The organism is Nonomuraea zeae, from assembly GCF_005889725.1.
Lineage (GTDB): Bacteria > Actinomycetota > Actinomycetes > Streptosporangiales > Streptosporangiaceae > Nonomuraea > Nonomuraea zeae.
The window spans coordinates 1-18,385 of the sequence record NZ_VCKX01000156.1 but is presented as its reverse complement, the minus strand read 5'-3'; the positions used below and the strand labels follow the sequence as shown (position 1 = coordinate 18,385).

At 73.4% G+C, this 18,385-nt stretch carries 11 protein-coding genes; 4 read left to right on the top strand and 7 right to left on the bottom strand.

What is annotated here, in order from left to right; all coding sequences use genetic code 11:
• Nucleotides 1-44: 44 nt before the first annotated feature.
• Nucleotides 45-347, top strand: a complete 303-nt coding sequence (locus tag ETD85_RS37635) for a hypothetical protein (RefSeq protein WP_206059118.1) — start codon at nt 45-47, stop codon at nt 345-347.
• 109 nt (nt 348-456) lie between these two features.
• Entirely contained in the window at nt 457-1,425 is a 969-nt protein-coding gene (locus tag ETD85_RS37625; protein WP_206059117.1) for a C39 family peptidase, read from the top strand.
• A gap of 15 nt (nt 1,426-1,440) precedes the next feature.
• On the opposite strand, the gene ETD85_RS37620 is transcribed toward ETD85_RS37625, so the two are convergent.
• The 6 genes from ETD85_RS37620 to ETD85_RS37595 form a co-directional block, all read right to left on the bottom strand.
• Nucleotides 1,441-2,955 carry a PQQ-dependent sugar dehydrogenase gene (locus tag ETD85_RS37620; protein WP_138694599.1) on the bottom strand — a complete coding sequence of 505 codons (1,515 nt, stop codon included), beginning with the start codon at nt 2,953-2,955 and terminating at the stop codon, nt 1,441-1,443.
• A gap of 238 nt (nt 2,956-3,193) precedes the next feature.
• Nucleotides 3,194-7,015, bottom strand: a complete 3,822-nt coding sequence (locus tag ETD85_RS37615) for a type I polyketide synthase (protein WP_138694598.1) — start codon at nt 7,013-7,015, stop codon at nt 3,194-3,196.
• Nucleotides 7,015-8,073 carry a ketoacyl-ACP synthase III family protein gene (locus tag ETD85_RS37610; protein WP_138694597.1) on the bottom strand — a complete coding sequence of 353 codons (1,059 nt, stop codon included), beginning with the start codon at nt 8,071-8,073 and terminating at the stop codon, nt 7,015-7,017. Before ETD85_RS37610 ends, ETD85_RS37615 begins: the two co-directional genes overlap by 1 nt.
• A 47-nt stretch (nt 8,074-8,120) precedes the next feature.
• Nucleotides 8,121-9,170, bottom strand: coding sequence for a ketoacyl-ACP synthase III family protein (locus ETD85_RS37605; RefSeq protein ID WP_138694596.1), 1,050 nt, complete (start codon nt 9,168-9,170; stop codon nt 8,121-8,123).
• Nucleotides 9,171-9,233: 63 nt separating this feature from the next.
• Nucleotides 9,234-10,130 carry a phytanoyl-CoA dioxygenase family protein gene (locus ETD85_RS37600; protein WP_138694595.1) on the bottom strand — a complete coding sequence of 299 codons (897 nt, stop codon included), beginning with the start codon at nt 10,128-10,130 and terminating at the stop codon, nt 9,234-9,236.
• Nucleotides 10,123-11,718 (bottom strand): FAD-dependent monooxygenase, encoded by a 1,596-nt coding sequence (locus ETD85_RS37595; RefSeq protein ID WP_138694594.1) that lies wholly within the window; start codon nt 11,716-11,718, stop codon nt 10,123-10,125. Before ETD85_RS37595 ends, ETD85_RS37600 begins: the two co-directional genes overlap by 8 nt.
• Before the next feature lie 259 nt (nt 11,719-11,977).
• Here ETD85_RS37595 and ETD85_RS37590 point away from each other — a divergent pair, with 259 nt between their 5' ends.
• Both ETD85_RS37590 and ETD85_RS37585 read left to right on the top strand, forming a co-directional pair.
• A complete protein-coding gene (locus tag ETD85_RS37590) occupies nt 11,978-13,207 on the top strand; it encodes a cytochrome P450 (protein WP_138694593.1) in 1,230 nt (409 codons plus the stop codon).
• Nucleotides 13,208-13,216: 9 nt separating this feature from the next.
• Nucleotides 13,217-14,170, top strand: coding sequence for an aldo/keto reductase (locus tag ETD85_RS37585; RefSeq protein WP_138694592.1), 954 nt, complete (start codon nt 13,217-13,219; stop codon nt 14,168-14,170).
• Nucleotides 14,171-14,309: 139 nt separating this feature from the next.
• On the opposite strand, the gene ETD85_RS37580 is transcribed toward ETD85_RS37585, so the two are convergent.
• Nucleotides 14,310-18,385 (bottom strand): S8 family peptidase (locus ETD85_RS37580; RefSeq protein ID WP_338087204.1); only part of this gene is annotated, 4,076 nt, incomplete at its 5' end.

Sequence of the window (18,385 nt, the reverse complement as noted above, 5' to 3'; positions counted from 1 at the left end):
CCGGGACGCCGCCGTCCCCATGCCACCCGCCTGACGGAGGATCCATGTCAGCCGAACCCGCCGCGATCAACGCCCATGCCGAGGTCCTGCGCTCGGATGCCCGCGCACTCACCGCCTGCGCCGAGCGCCTGCGCGCGATCGAGGTGGGGCTGGAGGCCGCCGGTGCGGCGCCGCACTGGCTGCGCGCGTCGGTGAGCGCCCACCTCGCCGCCTGCGCAGCGGCCGCCGCCGACCTGGAGGCGGCCGCGCAGCGCCTGCGCCACTACGCCGACCGCGCCGCGCCCCGCCTGCCCGGCTCGCACCCGGGGCGGCCCGACGCCGATCCCGTCAGCCGTGAAGCAGATTGAGGATGTGCGGCCAGGCAAAGGCTCCGAGCTCGGCGTCGGCGGCGGCGTCGCCCCCGTACCGGAATCGCGGCGACGCGGGAGCGGGACTCTCCCCCGGAAGGTGTGGCCGATGCCCGGGCCGATGTTGGCCCACACCACCGAGGTGGGCGAGATCGCCACGACGCCGCCGACGCGCGGGTCACGGACGGAGGTGAGCAGGGCGGCCTCGGCCCCCTTGGACGACCCCAGCAGGCAGATGCGGCGTACGCCGGTGGACTCCAGCAGGTCGACGGCGGACACGAAGGTCTCCAGAGGGATCTCGCAGATCCCCGGTGAGTGCCCGGGACCGCCCCACCAGCGGATCGACAGCGCGGTCATCCCCTCGCGGGCGAGGATCTCCTCCGGCACTCGGCGGCACCGCACTCTACCGAGGGCGATGACCGCCGTACTCGGCCGGACCCGCGTTACGGTTTCACTTGTGATCACCACCCTGCACGAGGTGCCGTACTTCGCCCAGTGGGAGTCGCCGGAGCTCATCGCCGAGATCATCGGCGAGCGGATGTCCGCCGCCGACGACCCCCGCTGGCAGGCGTCGGGAGCGGCGTCCCGCGAGGAGTACGCCTGGTGGGCCGGCCGAATCTGCGGGATGGCGTGTCTGCGGATGGTGCTGGCCTTCCACGGCCTGCCGGTGCCGGCTCCCGTACCGCTCGCCAAGGAGTGCATGGAGCACGGCGGCTACGTCCGCGACGGCGACGGGCTGCGCGGTCTCATCTACGCGCCGTTCGCGGCATGGGTGGCCGGCAGGTGGGACCTCCCGGTCGAGGTACGCCCTCGGCTGACGCTGGACGAGGTGGCGGAGGAGCTGCACCGAGGACGGCTCGTGATGATCTCCGTGCACAAGTGGGTCCGCTGGCCCGATCGCACCCCCTCGTCCAAGGGCGGTCACCTGGTGCTCGTGACCGGATCCGGCCGGGACCACATGACCCTGCACAACCCCTCCGGGATCTCCGGCGAGACCCGGCAGCACGCTCTGATCAAGAAGGCTGATCTGGAGCGCTTCTTCGCCGGGCGGGGCGTCGTGATCGGCCCGCCGTCGTAGGGACGGCCAGGCCGGTCAGCGGTCAACGGCGCAGATGTCCCTGTTGAGGGAGATCCGGCTCGGCAGGGACGCGTCACCCGTGTGGCTGGCGAGATAGCCCATGGTGACGCTGCGACCGGGGGCGATGGAGCCGTTGTGGGCGGCGTTGACCGCGGTGACCATGTCACCGCCCTGGACGAGGTCGGTGTTCCAGTCCGAGATGACGCTCTGTCCACGAGCGAGGGGGAACCTCAGCGTCCAGCCGTTGATCGGGGTGGTGCCGGCGTTGGTGATGGTGAGGTCCACGGTCATGCCGGTGCCCCAGACCCGCGTGGTGTACCGGATCCGGCAGGTCGGCAGCGCGTGCTCGAACGAGACGCGGTGCAGGCCGCCGGGAAGGTCGTTGACGACGTAGAGCTCGCCCTCCGGCGTCGAGCCGAACGCGGTGACCTGCGTGGGCGTCTGGCCGAGCTCGGTCGCGAGGTAACCGCCCGCGCCGTTCTCGCGCAGCGCCCACACGGTGGAGGAGCAGTAGTCGGTGGCGATGTAGGTGTCGCCGACCAGGTCGGCGAACTGCCTGCCGTGGTACACCTCTCCGCCGATGACCGCGCAACTGCCGGTGTACGGGGAATAGGTGAAGACCGGCTTGGTGTACGTGACGCCGGACCGGCACTGGGTCTGGTCGAACACCTCCAGCCCTTCGTAGCAGGACCAGCCGAGGTTCGCGCCCGCCTGCCGTCCGGTCTTGATGTGGTTGATCTCCTCCCACCGGCCCTGGCCGACGTCGGCGATCCACATCGAGCCGTCCGCGTCGTCGATGGAGAAGCGCCAGGGGTTGCGCCCGCCGTACATCCAGATCTCCCCGCGGGCGCCCGCGACGCCGGCGAAGGGATTGTCCTCGGGGATGCAGTAGGCCAGGCTGCCGCAGGTGCGGCTGACGTCGATGCGCAGGATCTTGCCCAGCAGGGTGTCCACGCGCTGCCCGCTGTCGAAGGAGTCGCCGGAGCCGCCGCCGTCGCCGATGCTCATGTACAGGTTGCCGTCGGTGCCGAAGGTGATCTGCCCGCCATTGTGGTTGCCGTGCTCGGAGTGCTCCTGGGAGAGCAGCGGTTCGAGCCTCGCCTCGTCCAGCCGGTACCGGGCCAGGGTCACCGCGCTGTCCGGCAGCGCGGTGTAGGCCAGGTACAGCTCGTGGCTCTCGGCGAAGTCCGGCGAGAGGGCGATGCCGAGCAGCCCCCGCTCGTTGTCGCTCTCGTCGACCGAGGCCGTGATGTCGATGATCGGGGTTGGTTCGAGACCGGTGTCCGGGTGGTACACCCGCACGGTCCCGCGCTTCTCGGTGATCAACAGCCGGTGCGTCCCGTCGTCGGGGGCGGCGATGGCGGTGGGACGGCGTAGCCCGAAGGCCACTTGGGTGGTGATCGCGTTGACCTCTTCCAGCGGCACCCGGGAGGCCGCCGCGGCGACCGGTGGGGTGAGCGCGCTCACGGGGGCGAGCAGTGGCAGGGACAAAGCGAGCAGCACGGGGGCCGCCCAGCGTCTTCCTGGCATGTCGGGCTCCAGAGGCGGGGCTTCGTCGGGGTCCGGACCGGACGGTATCCGCCCACCCGCCGCCCCACCAGGTCCGCGACCCCGGCGTACGTGCCGGGAAGCGGCCGCGGGCCGGCGCGACCGCTTTCCCGCCCTCTGACCGGGGACGATACGAGAGCGCTCAGGCGGGGCCGGCCACTGGCGTCATGAAACGTACATCGACGCGGACGCCGCAGGGGTCAGCGCCGCCCCGCGCCCCTCACCCCTTGTCGCCGTTCCCGTCGCCGCCCGGCGTGGACACCAGCTCGGCGATGAAGTCGGAGACCGCGGCGACGGTTGGCTGCCGCCACAGCAGGGTCGTCGGCAGCGAGCAGCGGAAGCGCTTTTCCAGCCGCCGCCGGACGACCACCGTCAGCACCGAGTCCAGCCCCTGCTCGACCAGCGGCCGGTGCGGCGACAGGTCGGCGGGGGCCAGCCGCATCTCCTTGGCGATCTGCGCGCCGACCTCCTCCAGCAGGAACGCGCGCAGCTCCGCAGGCCCCAGGTCGGCGATCGACTCGGCGGGCCGCACGCCTTCCGCGCCGTTGTCCGGGGCAGCCGGTACGTCGATCACCGGGTACCGCAGCCCCGACAGCCAGCCGACGACGGTCCCGGCCGGGTCGGTCACCCGTACCTGCACCGTGTCGGCGCGCTCGGGGTCGAGCCAGACCTCGATGTCCACCGCGGCCGGCGGCTCTCCGACCGTGACCAGCCGATCGACGTGCGTCACCATGCGCAGCAGCGGGTCGCCGGGGAACGCGCTCGGCGCCACCGACATCGCCGCGTCCAGCACGGGGGCCCAGGTGAGGGCCGGCCCGCACTTCACCCGGGCACGCAGCGCGCCGTGGCCGCGCAGCAGCTCCTCGACCGTCCAGCCGAACCCGGTGCCGGGCACGCCGACGGCGGCGAGCCGCTGCATGATCAGACCCGGCTCCACCGGCGTGAGCGGGTGCTCCGGGGGAGCGGGCGCCTCTCCCGGCGTCTCGGGCACGGCTGCGGTGGCGATCATCTGCCAGGCGGCGTCCGGCTCGCCCGCGGCGCGGGCGGCCAGCCGCAGCCCGGTTCCCTGCCGTATGACCTGGACCTCGCGGCGGTCGGCGGTCAGCAGCGGCGCCGACATCGTCACCTCGCCGAGCACCTGGCCTCCGGCGGCGGCGAAGAAGGTCGTCGCGAGCACCGCGGCCGGCACGATCTCCACGCCCTCGATCGCATGGCTGCCGGGGTAGGGCCGGGTCTGGTCGTCCACGGCGGTCCGCCAGAGCCGTACGTCGGCCCCCGCGAGGTCGATGCCGTCGCCGAGCAGCGTGTGCGTGCCAGGATCGTGGCCGCGACCGGCGGTGTCCGGAGCCGACGGCGCCCGCCAATGCGTGCGGTGCTGCCAAGGATAGGAGGGGAGCACGACCGGCCCGCCGGCCGGCTGCAGCCCTCGCCAGTCCACGTCGAGTCCGGCGCAGTGCGCCGCGGCCACCCCGGCCAGCAGGGTGGCCCGCGCGGGACGGTTGCGCCGCAGCGACGTGCCGACGAAGACCTCCTCGTGCCCGCCCGCGCTCAGCGTCTCCAGCACCGAGTGGGTGACCACCGGGTGCGCGGAGAGCTCGACGAAGGCCCGGTACCCGTCGGCCGCGGCCGCCGCGACCGCGTCGGCCAGGCGTACCGGCCGGCGCAGGTTGACCGCCCAGTACGCGCCGTCGAAGCCGGGGTCCGCCCGCGGATCGTCCAGCGCCGTCGAGTAGACGCGGACACCGGGGACGCCGGGGGTGAGGTCGGCCGCGGCGGCGGTCAGCTCGGCCAGGAGCGGATCCATCTGCGGCCCGTGGAAGGCCACGTCCGAGGCGACCCGGCGGCCCGGGATGCCCTCCTCGATCCAGCCGGCCAGCACGCCGGCCACGGCGTCCGGATCGCCGGACACCACCGTCGAGCCGGGCGATGACGCGATCGCGGCGACCACGTCGGTACGGTCGCCCAGCAGCCGCGCCGTCTCCGCGAACGGCAGCTGCACCATGGCCATCGCACCGCGGCCCGCGACCCGCCGCAGCAGCCGGGACCTGCGGCAGATCAGCCGGGCGCCGTCCAGACGGCTCAGCGCACCGGCCGTCACGGCGGCGGCGATCTCGCCCACCGAATGCCCGATGACCGCGTGCGGGCGCACCCCGTGTGCCCGCCACAGCTCGACCAGGCCGAGCTGCATCGCGAAGATCATGGTCTGGATCCGGTCCACCTCGGTCAGCTCGTCCTCGGCGAGCACCTCCCGTGGCGAGAAGCCGATCTCGGCGGCGAACACCGGCTCCAGCTCGTCGATCACCGCGGCGAACGCCGGCTCGGTCTCCAGCAGCTCCCGGCCCATGCCGGCCCACTGCGAGCCGTGTCCCGAGAACACGAACACCGGGCCTGGACCGGGATCGACGAGCACCCGCCCGGTGGTCACGGCGTCGTGCGGGGCGCCGGTGGACAGGGCGCGCAGCCGGTCGGCCAGCGCGGCCGGGCTGTCCGCCGCCACCACCGCCCGGTGCGGCAGGTGGGCGCGGCGTTGGGCGAGCGTGTGCCCGACGTCGGCCGGGGGCAGGTCGCCGACGACGCCGGCCAGGTTGCCGGCCGCCTGCCGCAGCGCCGCCCGCGACGCGGCGGACACCGGAAACAATCGCCCCGCCGTCTGCCCGGCGTCCGCGGGTCCTCCGGTCTCTGCGGTTCCCGACGCGGCCGACGCGGTCGAGGTGGTCGAGGCGGCGGGCGCGATGGCCGGTCCGGTGGGTGGTGCTTGTTCGAGGACGACGTGGGCGACGGTTCCGCCGTAGCCGAAGGCTGAGACCGCGGCGCGGCGCGGATGCGCGGAGGTAGGCCACGGCGTCGGCTTGTCCACCACTCGCAGCCCGGCGCCGGTCCAGTCGACGGCCGGAGTGGGCGTGTCGAGCCGGCTCGGCGGGAGCTGGCCGCGTTCGAGCGCCAGGACCGCCTTGACCAGCCCGGCGATGCCGGCGGCACCTTCCAGGTGACCGATGTTGGACTTGGCCGAGCCGATCAGGCACGGCTGGTCCGCCGGCCGGCCCGCGCCGTACACGGCCCCCAGCGCGCCGGCTTCGAGCGGGTCGCCGACCGCGGTGCCGGTGCCGTGCGCCTCGACGTAACCGACCGTGCCGGGCTCGACGCCCGCCTGCCGCAGCGCGCGGCGCATGACGTGCTCCTGCGCCTGGCCGCACGGCGCCATGATGCCCGCGGTGCGGCCGTCCTGGTTGACCGCGCTGCCGCGGATGGTGGCGAGGATCCGGTCCCCGTCGCGTACGGCGTCGGCGAGCCGCTTGAGCACGACGACCGCCGCGCCCTCGCCCCGGCCGTACCCGTCGGCGGCGGCGTCGAACGACTTGCTCCGCCCGTCGGGCGCCAGCGTGCCCGCCGCGTCCAGGGTCAGCGTCTCGCCGGGGGACAGGATGAGGTTGACCCCGCCGGCCAGCGCCACGTCGGTCTCGCCCGCGCGCAGCGCCTGCACGGCCAGGTGCACGGCGACCAGCGACGCCGAGCACGCCGTGTCCACCGCCAGGCTGGGGCCGCGCAGGTCGAGCGCGTACGACACCCGGTTGGCGACCGCGCAGCCGGCGGCGCCGATCCCGGTCCACGCCTCGATGTCAGGCAGGTCCTCCAGCAGGCGATGCCCGTAGTCGCCGGTGCAGACGCCCACGTACACGCCCGCGTCCGTGCCGGCCAGCGCGTCCGGTGACACCCCGGCGTGCTCCAGCGCCTCCCACGCCGTCTCCATGACGAGGCGCTGCTGCGGGTCCATCAGCTCCGCCTCGCGCGGCGAGAGCCCGAAGAACTCCGCGTCGAAGTCGGCCGCCCCTTCCAGGAAGCTGCCGTGCGCGAGGGTGCGGCGGACCGCCGCCGCGTACGAAGGGCCGCGGTCGGCGTAGTCGCGCCAGCGGTCGGCGGGCGCCGGTCCGCTGGCGTCCCGGCCCTCGCACAGCAGGTCCCAGTACTCCTGCGCCGATCCGACGCCGCCGGGCAGGCGGCAGCCGATCCCGATCAGCGCGATCGATTCGACCGGTCGATCCATCACACATCGCCTTCCCGTATCCGCGCCCACACGGGCGACTCCAGAATCTCCACGACGGCGCCCGAGATGGTCACACCTGGCCCGAAGCCGAACATCAGCAGGTGGTCGCCCGGTCTCAGGTCGCCGCCGCGGACCAGGTGCTCCAGGGCGAGGATCTGGTCGCTGGCCCCGCAGTGGCCGATCGTCCGGCCGAAGTCCCAGACCGACCGGGACGCCGGGATGCCCAGCCGGTGCTCGCAGATCTGGTCGGCGATCTCCTGGGAGGTGTTCATGCACGCCACCCGGGTCACGTCGGCCGCCTTGATCCCGGCCTCCGACAGGGCCCGGTCGATCACTTCGACCATCCGCTCGTCCAGGGTCACCAGCACCCCGGTCCCGTCGCCCTCGACCACCGCGCGCCGCCGGAACACGTCGTTGTGCGCGGCGAAGTCCACCGTGCGGCCCTCGGTGACGCCGGGCGGGAACAGCGGCTCGGCGCAGCGGTGCATCTCCTCGGCCTGCGACACCGACATCGTGCACACCGACGCCAGCCGGGCGAACCCCGGCTCGGTGTCGAGCACGAGCGCGCTGCCCGCGTCGCCGGCGACGGCCCCGGGCAGCATCCGCCACCGGTCGACGAGCGGGGTGCCGTAGTTGTCGGCGGCGACCAGCAGCGCCGCCTGGCGGCCGGGCGCGCGCAGGTAGCTCGCGGCCAGCTCCAGGGCGGCGAACATGCCGTTGCAGCCCTGCTTGAGCTGGGTGGACAGGACGCCGTCGCCGACCAGGTGGCGTTGCACGTACGCCTGCGGCGGCCAGCCCTCCGGGCCCTGGTGCCAGGTCGAGACGTACAGCAGCAGGTCCAGCTCGGTGGGGGAGCGCCCGCTGCGGGCCACCGCGCTCCGCGCCGCGCGCAGCGCCATCTCCGGCGGCGGGACGTCGCCGGCCACCGCGACCGCGGCCAGCCGGTGCAGCTCGACCTCCTCGGCGGAGTACCAGCCCGCCGCCACGGCGTGCTCCACGCTCACCGTGGCGGGCAGGTACGACCCGACCCCGCTGATGTACATGTCCGCCGTCTCCATGTCGCCTCCCGGGCTGGTCGAACTTGATCGCCGATGCGCGTGCCCGCTCAGCCGGGCCCGCCGGAGGCGTACTCCGCGGGGACGTCGAGGATCCGCAGGACGGCGCAGGCCATGGTGGTGCCGGCGCCCAGCCCGACGAGCAGCACGTAGTCGCCGCGGGCCAGCGCCCCGGTGGCCAGCAGGTGGTCCAGGGCCACGAACTGGTCGCTGACGCCGAGATGGCCGATGCCGGCGCCGTACTCCCAGGTGGTGTCGGCCAGGGTGAGCCCGAACCAGTTCACCCCCCGGTGCTCCAGGTCGTCCCAGCGCCCGTGCGGGAAGGCCACGCGGGCCACCTCGTCGAGCGTGATCCCCGCCTCCTTGAGCGTGCGGTCGACCAGCTCCATCAAGGTGGTCTGGATCGCCAGCATGATCCCGGCGCCGTCGCGGGCGAGCATCCGCTTGCGGAACTCGCGGTTGCGGGCGGCGAAGTCGAGCGGGCGGCCCACGGTGGCGTCGGGCGGGAACATCGGCACGCCGCCGTCGTTGACCGATTCGGCCTCCGGCAGCACGACCACGTTGACCGACCGCAGCTCGGCGAAGCCCGGGTCCGTGGTGACCAGCAGCGCGCAGCCGGCGTCGCCCATCACGTTGCCCTCGATCATGCGCCACCGGTCGACCAATGGGGTGCCGTGGTTGTCGGCGCCGACCAGCAGCGCGGTGCCGCCCGGCCGTAAGTATCCGGCGGTGAGCTTCAGCGCGCTGAACAGCCCGCAGCAGCCGTGCCGCAGCTCGACCGCCAGGACGTCGCCGCCCACGAGGTGCTGCTGCAGGTAGAACTGGGGCTGCCAGCCCTCGGGCCCCTGGTGCCAGACGTCGGCGTACAGCATCAGGTCCAGGTCGCGCGGCGAGATGCCGCCCGAGCGTTCGAACGCGTGCCGGGCCGCCCGCAACGCGAGCTCCGGAGCGGGGATGTCGCCCGCCACCGCGGCCCCGCCGAGGCGGAAGTACTCCATCTCGTCGGCCGGATAGCGGCCCTCGGCCACGGCCGTCTCGATGCTGACCACCGGCGGCAGATGGACGCCGATACTGCGCAGGTAGATGTCGGGGGTGCGCACCTGTCCTCCTTCAGCGCGGCACGCCGCGGCGCGGGGCGTGATGGAACGAGCGGCTGCCGGGCCTCACCTGGCGGCCGTCGCGGCGGGGCTGTCCGGCCCGTCGCGCAGCAGCAGCATCGGGTCGCTCAGCTCGTACAGGCCGCACATCGGAGGGCAGGCCTCGTAGCCGAGGAGGCGCTGGATGTCCTCGGGGAAGCCGCGGACCGTGTCCAGCGGCAGGGACAGGTAGTGGTTCTCCTCCTGGCGGAGGTTGCCGAGGTCGTAGGCGTACGACAGGCCGGTGCGGGGCGCGTCCGAGGCGTTGACGCCGGCGCCGTGGTACGTGCTGCCGAGCCACAGCAAGGCGGAGCCGGCCCGCATCTCGGCGGGGATCGCCTCGTCGTCGCGGGGCGCCCGCTCGTCGTCCCACCGGTGGCTCCCCGGGATCAGGCGGGTGGCGCCGTTGCGCGCGGTGAACTCGCTGGCGGCGACCATGACCTGCACCCGGCTCTCCGGGCCCGGATGGGTACGGAGGTGGGCCGTGTCGTCCCGGTGCAGCCCCTGGATCGGGACGCCGGGCTGGATCTGGATCGCCCGCGAGATGCCGAGCTGGATCGTCGGGACCAGCTCCACGCGCTGCTCGCCGAGCCAGGCCCGCACCGGTCGCTGCAGGAAGTGCCGGGCGCTGCCCAGGAAGTGCGGCTGCCGCATGATCGTGATCGAGTGGTCGCTCCGGCGCACCAGCCCCGGCAGGATCCGGGTCTTCTCGCCGACCAGCCGTCCGTCGCCGTCCGTCTGGCGTTCCAGGGCCGGGCCCAGGTCGTCCCACAGGCCGCTGAGCGTGGCGGCGTCGATGAAGTCCTCGATGATCACCGTTCCGTCCCGCTCGACCACCTCGATCGCGTCGTCGACCGAGGCCGAGGCGGGCAGCGTGGTCAGGGTGTTCAGCGTGGTCGACGTGGTCCGCTTGCGATCACTCATTCCGGCCTCCGGCGGCGCTCGGGCGGTCCGGCCGTCCTGGGGGGCCGAACCATCGGGTGAGGGCGGCCCGCAGCGACGCGTGGTCGGCGGGCGTGCTCCAGGCGACGAAGCCGTCCGGCCGGATCAGCAGGGCGTCCGCCGGGGCCTCGGGGCATCCGGCGGTGACCACGTCGACCCGGTCGGCCCAGGGCCCGGCGAGTGCCCGCAGCTCAGGGTCGTCGGCGAGGTCGAGCAGCAGCGGCCGTCCGGTGCGTTGCAGCTCCGCGACCCGTACGGTGCCGTCGTCACGCTGCGGCCGCGCTACCTGGATGCCGCCGGCGGCGTGCCGGAGCCGCAGGTCCGGGCTGTAGCGCCCGACCAGCGGGCCGGTCAGCGACGGGTCACCCATGTCGTAGCTGATGTGCAGGTCGTCGATCAGGGCGGTGAGCTGCCGGTTCGCCTCGTCGCGCAGCAGCAGCTCCCTCAGCAGCCGGCGCAACGCGTCCACGTGCGGGCCGGGCCGCATCAACGCGATCGAGGCCCGCTGGATCTCCAGCGTCTGCGCGCCGATCGGGTGCCGCTCGGAGTGGTAGGTGTCGAGCAGGTCCTCGTGGCACCAGCCGCGCGCGACGGCGGCGAGCTTCCAGCCGAGGTTGACCGCGTCTCCGAGCCCGAGCCGCAGTCCTGGGCCGCTCCAGTGCGAGTGGACGTGCGCCGCGTCGCCGACGAGCAGCAACCGCCCGCTGCGGTACGTCTCGGCCTGCCGGGCGTTGTCGGTGAACCGGGTGATCTTCTTGACCTCGGTGACCGTCACCTTGGTGCCGCTGAGCCGGCGCAGCGACTCCTGGAACTCCTCCAGGGTGATGGCCGCGTCCCGGTTCGCCGGCGGGCCGTCGAACTCCAGCGTGATGAACCGGGCCGGTCCCTCCTCGTAGACGAGCAGGCCGCCGTCCTTGCGGAACCACCCGGGGAGGTGGAACTCGGGGTCGTCGATCTCGGCGAAGGCGCGGTAGCCGGTCGTGACGCCGTCCGTCCCCGGGAAGGCGATGCCGGACAGCTTCCTGATCAGGCTCCGGCCGCCGTCGCAGCCGGCCAGCCACTCGGCCTCCATCCGGTACGGCCCGCCGGGACCTTCGACGTCGAGACGCACCCGGTCGTCGTCCTGGGTGAAACCGGTGACGGTGTGGCCGCGCCGCACCTCGACGCCGAGCTCGGCCGCGCGCCGCCCCAGGTCCTCCTCCAGGAGCTGCTGGGGCACCAGCAGGTCGGGGGACTCCGGGCGGAGCAGGAACATGCTCGCGAAATGCCGCGCGCCGGGGAACTCCTTGGGGAGCAGGCTGTCCGGCCGCTGCTCGCCCTCCGCGATGCGGGCCAGCATCTCGGCCGTCGGTGGCGCGGTGACGGCGTCGGTGACCCCGATCATGAGACCGCGACGGTCCATGATGTCGATCGCCCGTCCGGTGATGCCTTCCGCCTTCGGGCGCCATTCGATCGCGGGCAGTCGTTCGAGCACCACCACCGGGACGCCGTGGACGGCCAACTCGCACGCGAGTATGAGCCCCACCGGGCCCCCGCCGACAACCGCGACCTGTGCCTCCGGGTACGCCATTAACACCTCTGCTCGGGGAAAGAATGAGCCTGCGGGAAGAGCTGCCGGGTTGCCGAAAAAGAGACCGGCGATAACGTACGGCGGTCTCGCAACCTGCGTGTTGACAGATGTGTCCGGGCGGTCAGCGCCGATGCTAATCGGCCGGTCCATAAATGACTAGTGGTGTCATTTTTCGGACGAACGATGCATAATCTTCACCGCGGATGATCAACGGCGTGCCGGGGCGGTTCCTGCCCGGCGCCCAGGTGGGAGACTGCGGATGAGCGATGGCCGGAAGGCCCAGCCGTTGGAGACCGACCGGACCACCCCTTTCGACCCGCCGGCCGAGCTGCGGAATCGCCCCCCGCTCAGCCGGCTCGCCTACCCCGACGGGCACGTCGGGTGGGTGGCGACCGGGTACACCGTGACCCGCGCCATCCTGGCGGATCCACGCTTCAGCACCCGGCGCGAGCTGCTGCACCAGCCGGTCGGCCGCGAGCGTGCGCACCAGCGGCCGCCCCCCGCCGAGCCCGGCATCTTCCCGCACATGGACCCGCCCGACCACACCCGCTACCGGCGCCTGCTGGGCCGCCACTTCGGGGCGCGCCGCGTCGCCGAGCTGACGCCCGCGATCCGGCGCTACACCGCGCGGACCCTCGACGAGATGGCGGACGGCGGCTCGCCCGCCGACCTCGTGACGTCGTTCGCCATGCCCGTCGCGGCACTGGTCATCTGCGAGCTGCTCGGCGTCCCCGCCGGGGACCGGCACGTGATCCAGGCGGCGACGTCGGTGATGAACGACCTGGACTCCACGCCGGAACAGACCGCCGGCGCCGTGCTGTCGATCACCGGGACGGTCCGCGGCCTCCTCGCGCGGCTGCGCGCCGGGACCGGGCCGCCGGACGACGGGGTGCTGGCGCACGCCGTGGCCAGCGGCGACCTCAGCGACGACGAGCTCACCAACCTCGGGATGGTGCTGCTGGCCACCGGCCATCTGCCCACGTCGAGCATGCTCGCGCTCGGGACGTTCGCGCTGCTGACCGACCCGGACCAGCGGGCCCGCCTGCCCGCGGACCCGGAGCTCGCCGGGCCCGCGGTCGAGGAGCTGCTGCGATACCTGTCCATCCTCCAGTTCGACGTACGCCGCACCGCGCTGGCCGACGTCGAGATCGGCGGCCAGGTGATCGCGGCCGGCGAGACCGTGGTGCTGGCGCTGCCGGTCGCGAACCGGGATCCGGCCCACTTCCCCGGCCAGGACCGGCTGGACCTGGACCGCTCCGCGGCCGGGCACCTGGCGTTCGGGCACGGCATCCACCAGTGTCTCGGGCAGCATCTCGCCCGGGCCGAGCTCCGCATCGCGCTGACCGCGCTCTTCGAGCGCTTCCCCGATCTGCGCCTGGCCGTTCCGGCGGCCGAGGTGCCGACCCGTGACCGCATGGCGGTGTACGGGGTGGACCGGCTGCCGGTCGCCTGGGGTACCGCTCAGGCTGACCGTTCTAGCGGAAGGTAACTTTGGATCATGCGTTACAGGACCTTGGGCGACTCGGGCCTCCGGGTGTCGGTGATCGGGCTGGGCTGCAACAGCATCGGCGCGCGTATCGACGCGGCCCGTACGCGGGCGGTGGTGGACGCGGCGATCGAGGAGGGCGTGACGCTCTTCGACACCGCCGAGTCGTACGGCGCCACGCCGGGCGCATCGGAGGAGCTGCTCGGCGAGGCGCTCGCCGGCCGGCGGGAGCAGGTGGTGCTGGCCACCAAGTTCGGCAGCCAGGGCAACCGTCCCGACTACGGGCAGGGGCAGGCCCGCGGGGCGCTGGGCGGCCGGTCGTACATCCGGCGCGCGGTGGAAGGGTCGCTGCGCCGCCTGCGCACCGACTACATCGACCTCTACCAGTACCACTTCCCCGACGGCAGCACGCCGATCGAGGAGACGCTGGAGGCCCTGACAGAGCTGGTACGCGAGGGCAAGGTGCGCTACATCGGCAGCTCCAACCTGACCGGCTGGCAGATCGCCGAGGCCGCGCACGTGGCCCGCGAGAGAGGCCACGCGTCGTTCGTGTCGGCACAGAACCACTGGTCGTTGCTGGAGCGCGGCGCCGAGCGCGAGGTGGTGCCGGCGGCCGTGCACTACGGGGTCGGCGTGCTGCCGTACTTCCCGCTGGCCCACGGGCTGCTGACGGGGAAGGTGCGGCGCGGGCAGGAGCCGCCGTCCGGGACCCGGCTCGCGCAGCGGCCCCAGCTCGTCACACCGGAGAAGCTGGACCGGGTGGAGGCGCTGGCGGCCTGGGCCGAAAAGCACGACCGGTCCCTCCTGGACGTGGCCGTCGGCGCGCTGGCCGCGCTGCCCGGCTGCGGCTCGGTGATCGCCGGCGCGACCGGGCCCGAGCAGGTGCGGGCCAACGCGGCGGCCGGCGACTGGGAGCCGACCGCCGCGGAGCTGGCCGAGATCACGGAGCTGGTGCCACTCCCCTGACGGCCTGACAGAAAGGGTAAAGACGCGCGGCACATACAAAGCGTCGCCGCGTCAGGACAATCGGTTTCCGGTCGCGTGGTTTTTCCATGACGGCCGGTAATTACCGGGCCATCTCCGTGGCCCGGTAATTACGCGTGCACTAACGGAGATTGAAGGCGCGGACGGTGGTCTGCTTGATGGTGTTGCCCGCCTTGTCCCAGGACTCGACCTTGAGGGTCACGGCCCCCTTGGTGTGCTTGAGCGCGGGGTAGCGGGTGGTGGCGGTGTAGGCCCCGTCCTTGCCGCGCTGGACGGGGACGGGGGTGTAGGTGGCGCCGTCGTCGGTGCTGGCCCACAGCTTCAGGCCGGCGATGTCCGGCATCTTCGAGGCGGACGGGGAGTGGTAGGGGGAGACGGTGAAGGTGTGCGGACGGCCCGCGCGCACGCTGTTGGCGACGTCCAGGGTGTCGCCGAGGTCGTAGCTGACGAACACGACCGGGGCCGGCTTGCAGGGCTCCGCCGTGCCGTACAGGACCTGGAGCGAGCAGAAGGAGCCGGGCAGGGGTTCGGGCGCGACCGGGGTGGTGAAGGTCCATTCGGTGTCGTGCCCGTCGTTCCTGGCGGTCAGCCGGTAGCTTCCCGGGCCTTCCGGCAGCGTGAAGAGCGGCATGATGTCGGTGCCGCCGACGGGGGCGCGCGGGATCTCCTTGCCGTCCCGGTAGAGGCGGACGTCGAAGCCCGGGGTCAGGTCACTGGTCGGCCAGTAGCCGCCGCTGCGCTTCCTGGTGCCCGGCGAGCCGTAGCTGGGCTCGAACTCCGCCCACAGGCTGCCGCCCTGGACGCAGATCATGCACCGGAAGTGCGCGCCGATGTTCGCGCCCGGCTTGGCGAGCTTGTAGACCTGGTCCGAGCCGGTCGGGGCGCCGGGCGTGAACGGGGTGGTCAGCCAGGACTGCCGGGTGCGGACCGGCTTGTCGAAGACCTCCAGGGCCCACTGCGGGACCCGGTCCTTCTCCGGCGTGTCCAGCTGCTCCTCCATGCCGTGCGACCAGAGGACCTCGGGGTCGAGGGGCCCGACCCAGTCGCGCCGTCCGGGCAGGGTGAGCCGGGGACCGCCCCATTCCGACGCCGCCGTGGACAGCGGCAGGACGTCGTCGGCCTTCTGCGCGTACCGCCAGTCGTTGTAACGGTGCGGCGCGACCGTGTGGATGTCCAGGTCGATCCGGGCGAGGTCGCGCTCGGTGAAGGTGTAGTGCATCGAGCGGGGCACCCGGCCCTCCTCGTAGGGGGCGAAGGTGTAGGTGTGGGGCGACTCCTCGGTGCCGGTCACCCGGACGGTGACCGGCTTGCCCCCGGCGAGCCGCTCGCGCAGGGCCAGCCCCTCACGGGAGGGCAGGGACGCGGTGGAGATGCCGATGGGCTTGGACTCTCCGGTGAACGGGATCTGCGTGAAGCGAAGCGGGATCGCGCAGCCGGTGCCGACCTGCGGGAAGTGCAGGAGCGCAGCCGCGCCGGCGTCGCGGATCGGGCCGACGCGCTCGATCTGGACGCCGCACGAGGGGCCGAACACGCCCTCCGACATCGGCGCCTCCATGAGGACGAGCTTGCCGCGCAGGTCGCGGCCGGCGATGTCCTCGGGCCTGCCCGCACCGACGTCGACGACCTCCAGCTCGCGGGTGCCGGTGAACGGCCGGAAGTCGGGGAAGCCGTCGCTCTGCTCGTGCACGCCGAGGGGGTTGAAGCCGTGCATCGCGGAGGCCGGGTGCAGGGTGAGCCCGCCGCGCCCGCGCACGCTCATGGCGACCTCGGACTTGCCGAGGGTGGTGCGGGTGTGGAAGCGGAAGGCGCCCTTGGTGACCTTCTCCGTGGGCAGCGCCCACAGCCGGCTCCACCCGCCGATCGGCGCGTTCGGCCAGATGAAGCCCATGTAGGAGTCGCCGCTGGTCACCGTCCGCTGGTACGCCAGCAAGGGGAAGTTGTTCAGCGGCTCGGCCGGCTGCGGGGTGGTGAACCGGATCTCGGTCAGCTTGCGGGCGTCGAGCGTGATCTCGGTGTCCCCGGTGACGCTGAGCTCCGGCACGGACAGGAGCGCCAGGTTGTCCCGGTCGTCGTCGCCGACCCAGCCGAGGACCTGCGTCACGCTGATGAGGCCCTGCGGGACGCGGGTGACCGTGGTCCCCTCGGCGGTCAGGGCGACACCGCCGAGCACGCCCTTGTTGCCGGACACGTCGATGGTGTCCTGGGCCACGGGGCTGCGCGGCTTGCCGTCCCGGCCCAGGGTGTGGATGGTGAGCGTGGCCTTGGGGACCTCACGTACCACGCCCACGGGGATGCGCAGCTGGACGCCGTCGGCGGTCGCGGTGACGGCGCCGGTGTAGGTGTCCAGGCCGGCCAGGGCCTTGGGGTCGAGGGTGGCGGTGGTGGTCGCGGTGCCGCCGGCCGGCACGGTGAGCGTCGTACCGGCGAGGCTCAGCGCGCCCTCGACCGCGCTGCCGTCCGACTTGCTCAGGGCGGGGGCCAGGGCCAGCGTGACCGGCCCGCCGCCCAGGTTGGTGTAGGTCAGCTCCCTGGTAACGGGGGCCGCGTCGCCCTCGACGGCGCCGAAGTCGGCCCCGGTGGTGACGGCGAAGACCTGCTGGCTGTACGCCCTGGCCACGTCCACCCGGCCGGCGCCCTGCTGGTAGGCGCTGAGCCGGTCGTCCTTGGCGGTCGACATGAGCGCGGCCTTGATCTGCGGGCCCGTCCAGTCCGGATGCCGCTGCGCCATGATCGCGGCGGCTCCGGCGACGTGCGGGGTCGCCATCGAGGTGCCCGCCGCGCTCGTGTAGTGCTCGTCGAGCGGGGTGCCCATCGTGGTGCCCGCCGCGCGTGCCGCGGTGATGGCCACGCCCGGGGCGGCGATGTCCGGCTTGAGCCCGCCGCCGACGCGCGGCCCCTGGCTGGAGAACGGGGCCAGCTCGTCGCTCTTGTCCACGGCGGAGACGGTCAGGGCCGCGTCCGCCGCGCCGGGCGCGGAGACCGTCTCGACCGCGCCGGAGTTGCCGGCGGCGATCACGAACAGGACGCCCGTGGATGCGCTCAGCGTGTTGACCGCCTGGCTCATCGGGTCGGTCCCGTCGGTGGGGCCGCTGCCGAGGCTCATGCTGATCACCTTGGCGCCGGAGGCCGCGGCCCACTCCATGCCCTCGATGGCCTGGGAGTCGGTCCCCGAGCCGTCGTCGGCCAGCACCTTGCCGACGATCAGCTGGGCGCCGGGCGCGACGCCCTTGTACCGGCCGGCCGCCGCCGCGCCGGAGCCGGCGATGGTGGAGGCGACGTGCGTGCCGTGGCCGTGGCCGTCGCGCACCTCCTGGCCGGGGATGAAGGATCTGCTGTCGGCGATGCGGCCGGCGAGGTCGGGGTGCCCGGCATCGACGCCGGTGTCCAGGACGGCGACCTTCACGCCGGCGCCGTCGTGGCCGCCGGCCCACGCCTGCGGCGCGCCGATCATCGGGACGCTCTCGGCGAGGTCGGCCTTGACCTTGCGGTCCAGCCACACCTTGGCGATGTCGCCGCGCAGCGTGTCCGGCACGCTCTGGAGCCCGTTCGCGCCCTTCTTGTCCGGTACGGCCCGCACTGCGCCCCAGAACGCGCCCGCCTCGGCCTTGGTCACCTGGAGAGCCGAGGCGTTGACGCTCTCCAGGGTGAGCACGGGCTCGCTGGCCGGGATGGCCTTCGCGGCCGCGGCGACGGCCGCGTCCGTGCGCTGCCGCGGGTACTGCACGATGACCGGCAGCTGCTTGGTCCTGTCGTCGGTGTAGCCGTTCTCGGCCAGGTAGGTGACGTTGAACAGCTCCCGGTCCAGGCGGCCGGCGTTGATGGCGGGCACGGCGTCGCTCGGGGTGACGTACACGCCCTTCGGGGTGGCCAGGGTGGACAGCCGGGCGCTGGTGCCGTCGGGGCGGGCGCCCGGCTCGGGGCGGACGGCGTACTTGCCGCCGCCGGCGTCGCTGAGCCGTACCTTGTCGCCGGTGATCAGGGTGACCGTGCGGTCGCCCGGGCCGAGGCCGGTCAGCGCGATCGGGTCGGTGACCCGGCGGGGGGCGGCAGTGCTGGGCGCGGGCTCCTGCTCCTGGGCCGCGGCGGACGCGGCGGGGACCACGAGGACGCCCAGCAGCAGGGCCGAGCCCGCGAGGAGCGCGCCTTTGCGGCCGGGCCGGAAGGGAGGGGGATCGTGCGGGGATCTGCGTGGGGACA

Bases quoted from the DNA above. Each gene is read 5' to 3' on its own strand.
- ETD85_RS37635 (WP_206059118.1), top strand. From the start codon at position 45: ATGTCAGCCGAACCCGCCGCGATCAACGCCCATGCCGAGGTCCTGCGC.
- ETD85_RS37625 (WP_206059117.1), top strand. From the start codon at position 457: ATGCCCGGGCCGATGTTGGCCCACACCACCGAGGTGGGCGAGATCGCC.
- ETD85_RS37620 (WP_138694599.1), bottom strand. From the start codon at position 2,955: ATGCCAGGAAGACGCTGGGCGGCCCCCGTGCTGCTCGCTTTGTCCCTG.
- ETD85_RS37615 (WP_138694598.1), bottom strand. From the start codon at position 7,015: ATGGATCGACCGGTCGAATCGATCGCGCTGATCGGGATCGGCTGCCGC.
- ETD85_RS37610 (WP_138694597.1), bottom strand. From the start codon at position 8,073: ATGGAGACGGCGGACATGTACATCAGCGGGGTCGGGTCGTACCTGCCC.
- ETD85_RS37600 (WP_138694595.1), bottom strand. From the start codon at position 10,130: ATGAGTGATCGCAAGCGGACCACGTCGACCACGCTGAACACCCTGACC.
- ETD85_RS37595 (WP_138694594.1), bottom strand. From the start codon at position 11,718: ATGGCGTACCCGGAGGCACAGGTCGCGGTTGTCGGCGGGGGCCCGGTG.
- ETD85_RS37590 (WP_138694593.1), top strand. From the start codon at position 11,978: ATGAGCGATGGCCGGAAGGCCCAGCCGTTGGAGACCGACCGGACCACC.
- ETD85_RS37585 (WP_138694592.1), top strand. From the start codon at position 13,217: ATGCGTTACAGGACCTTGGGCGACTCGGGCCTCCGGGTGTCGGTGATC.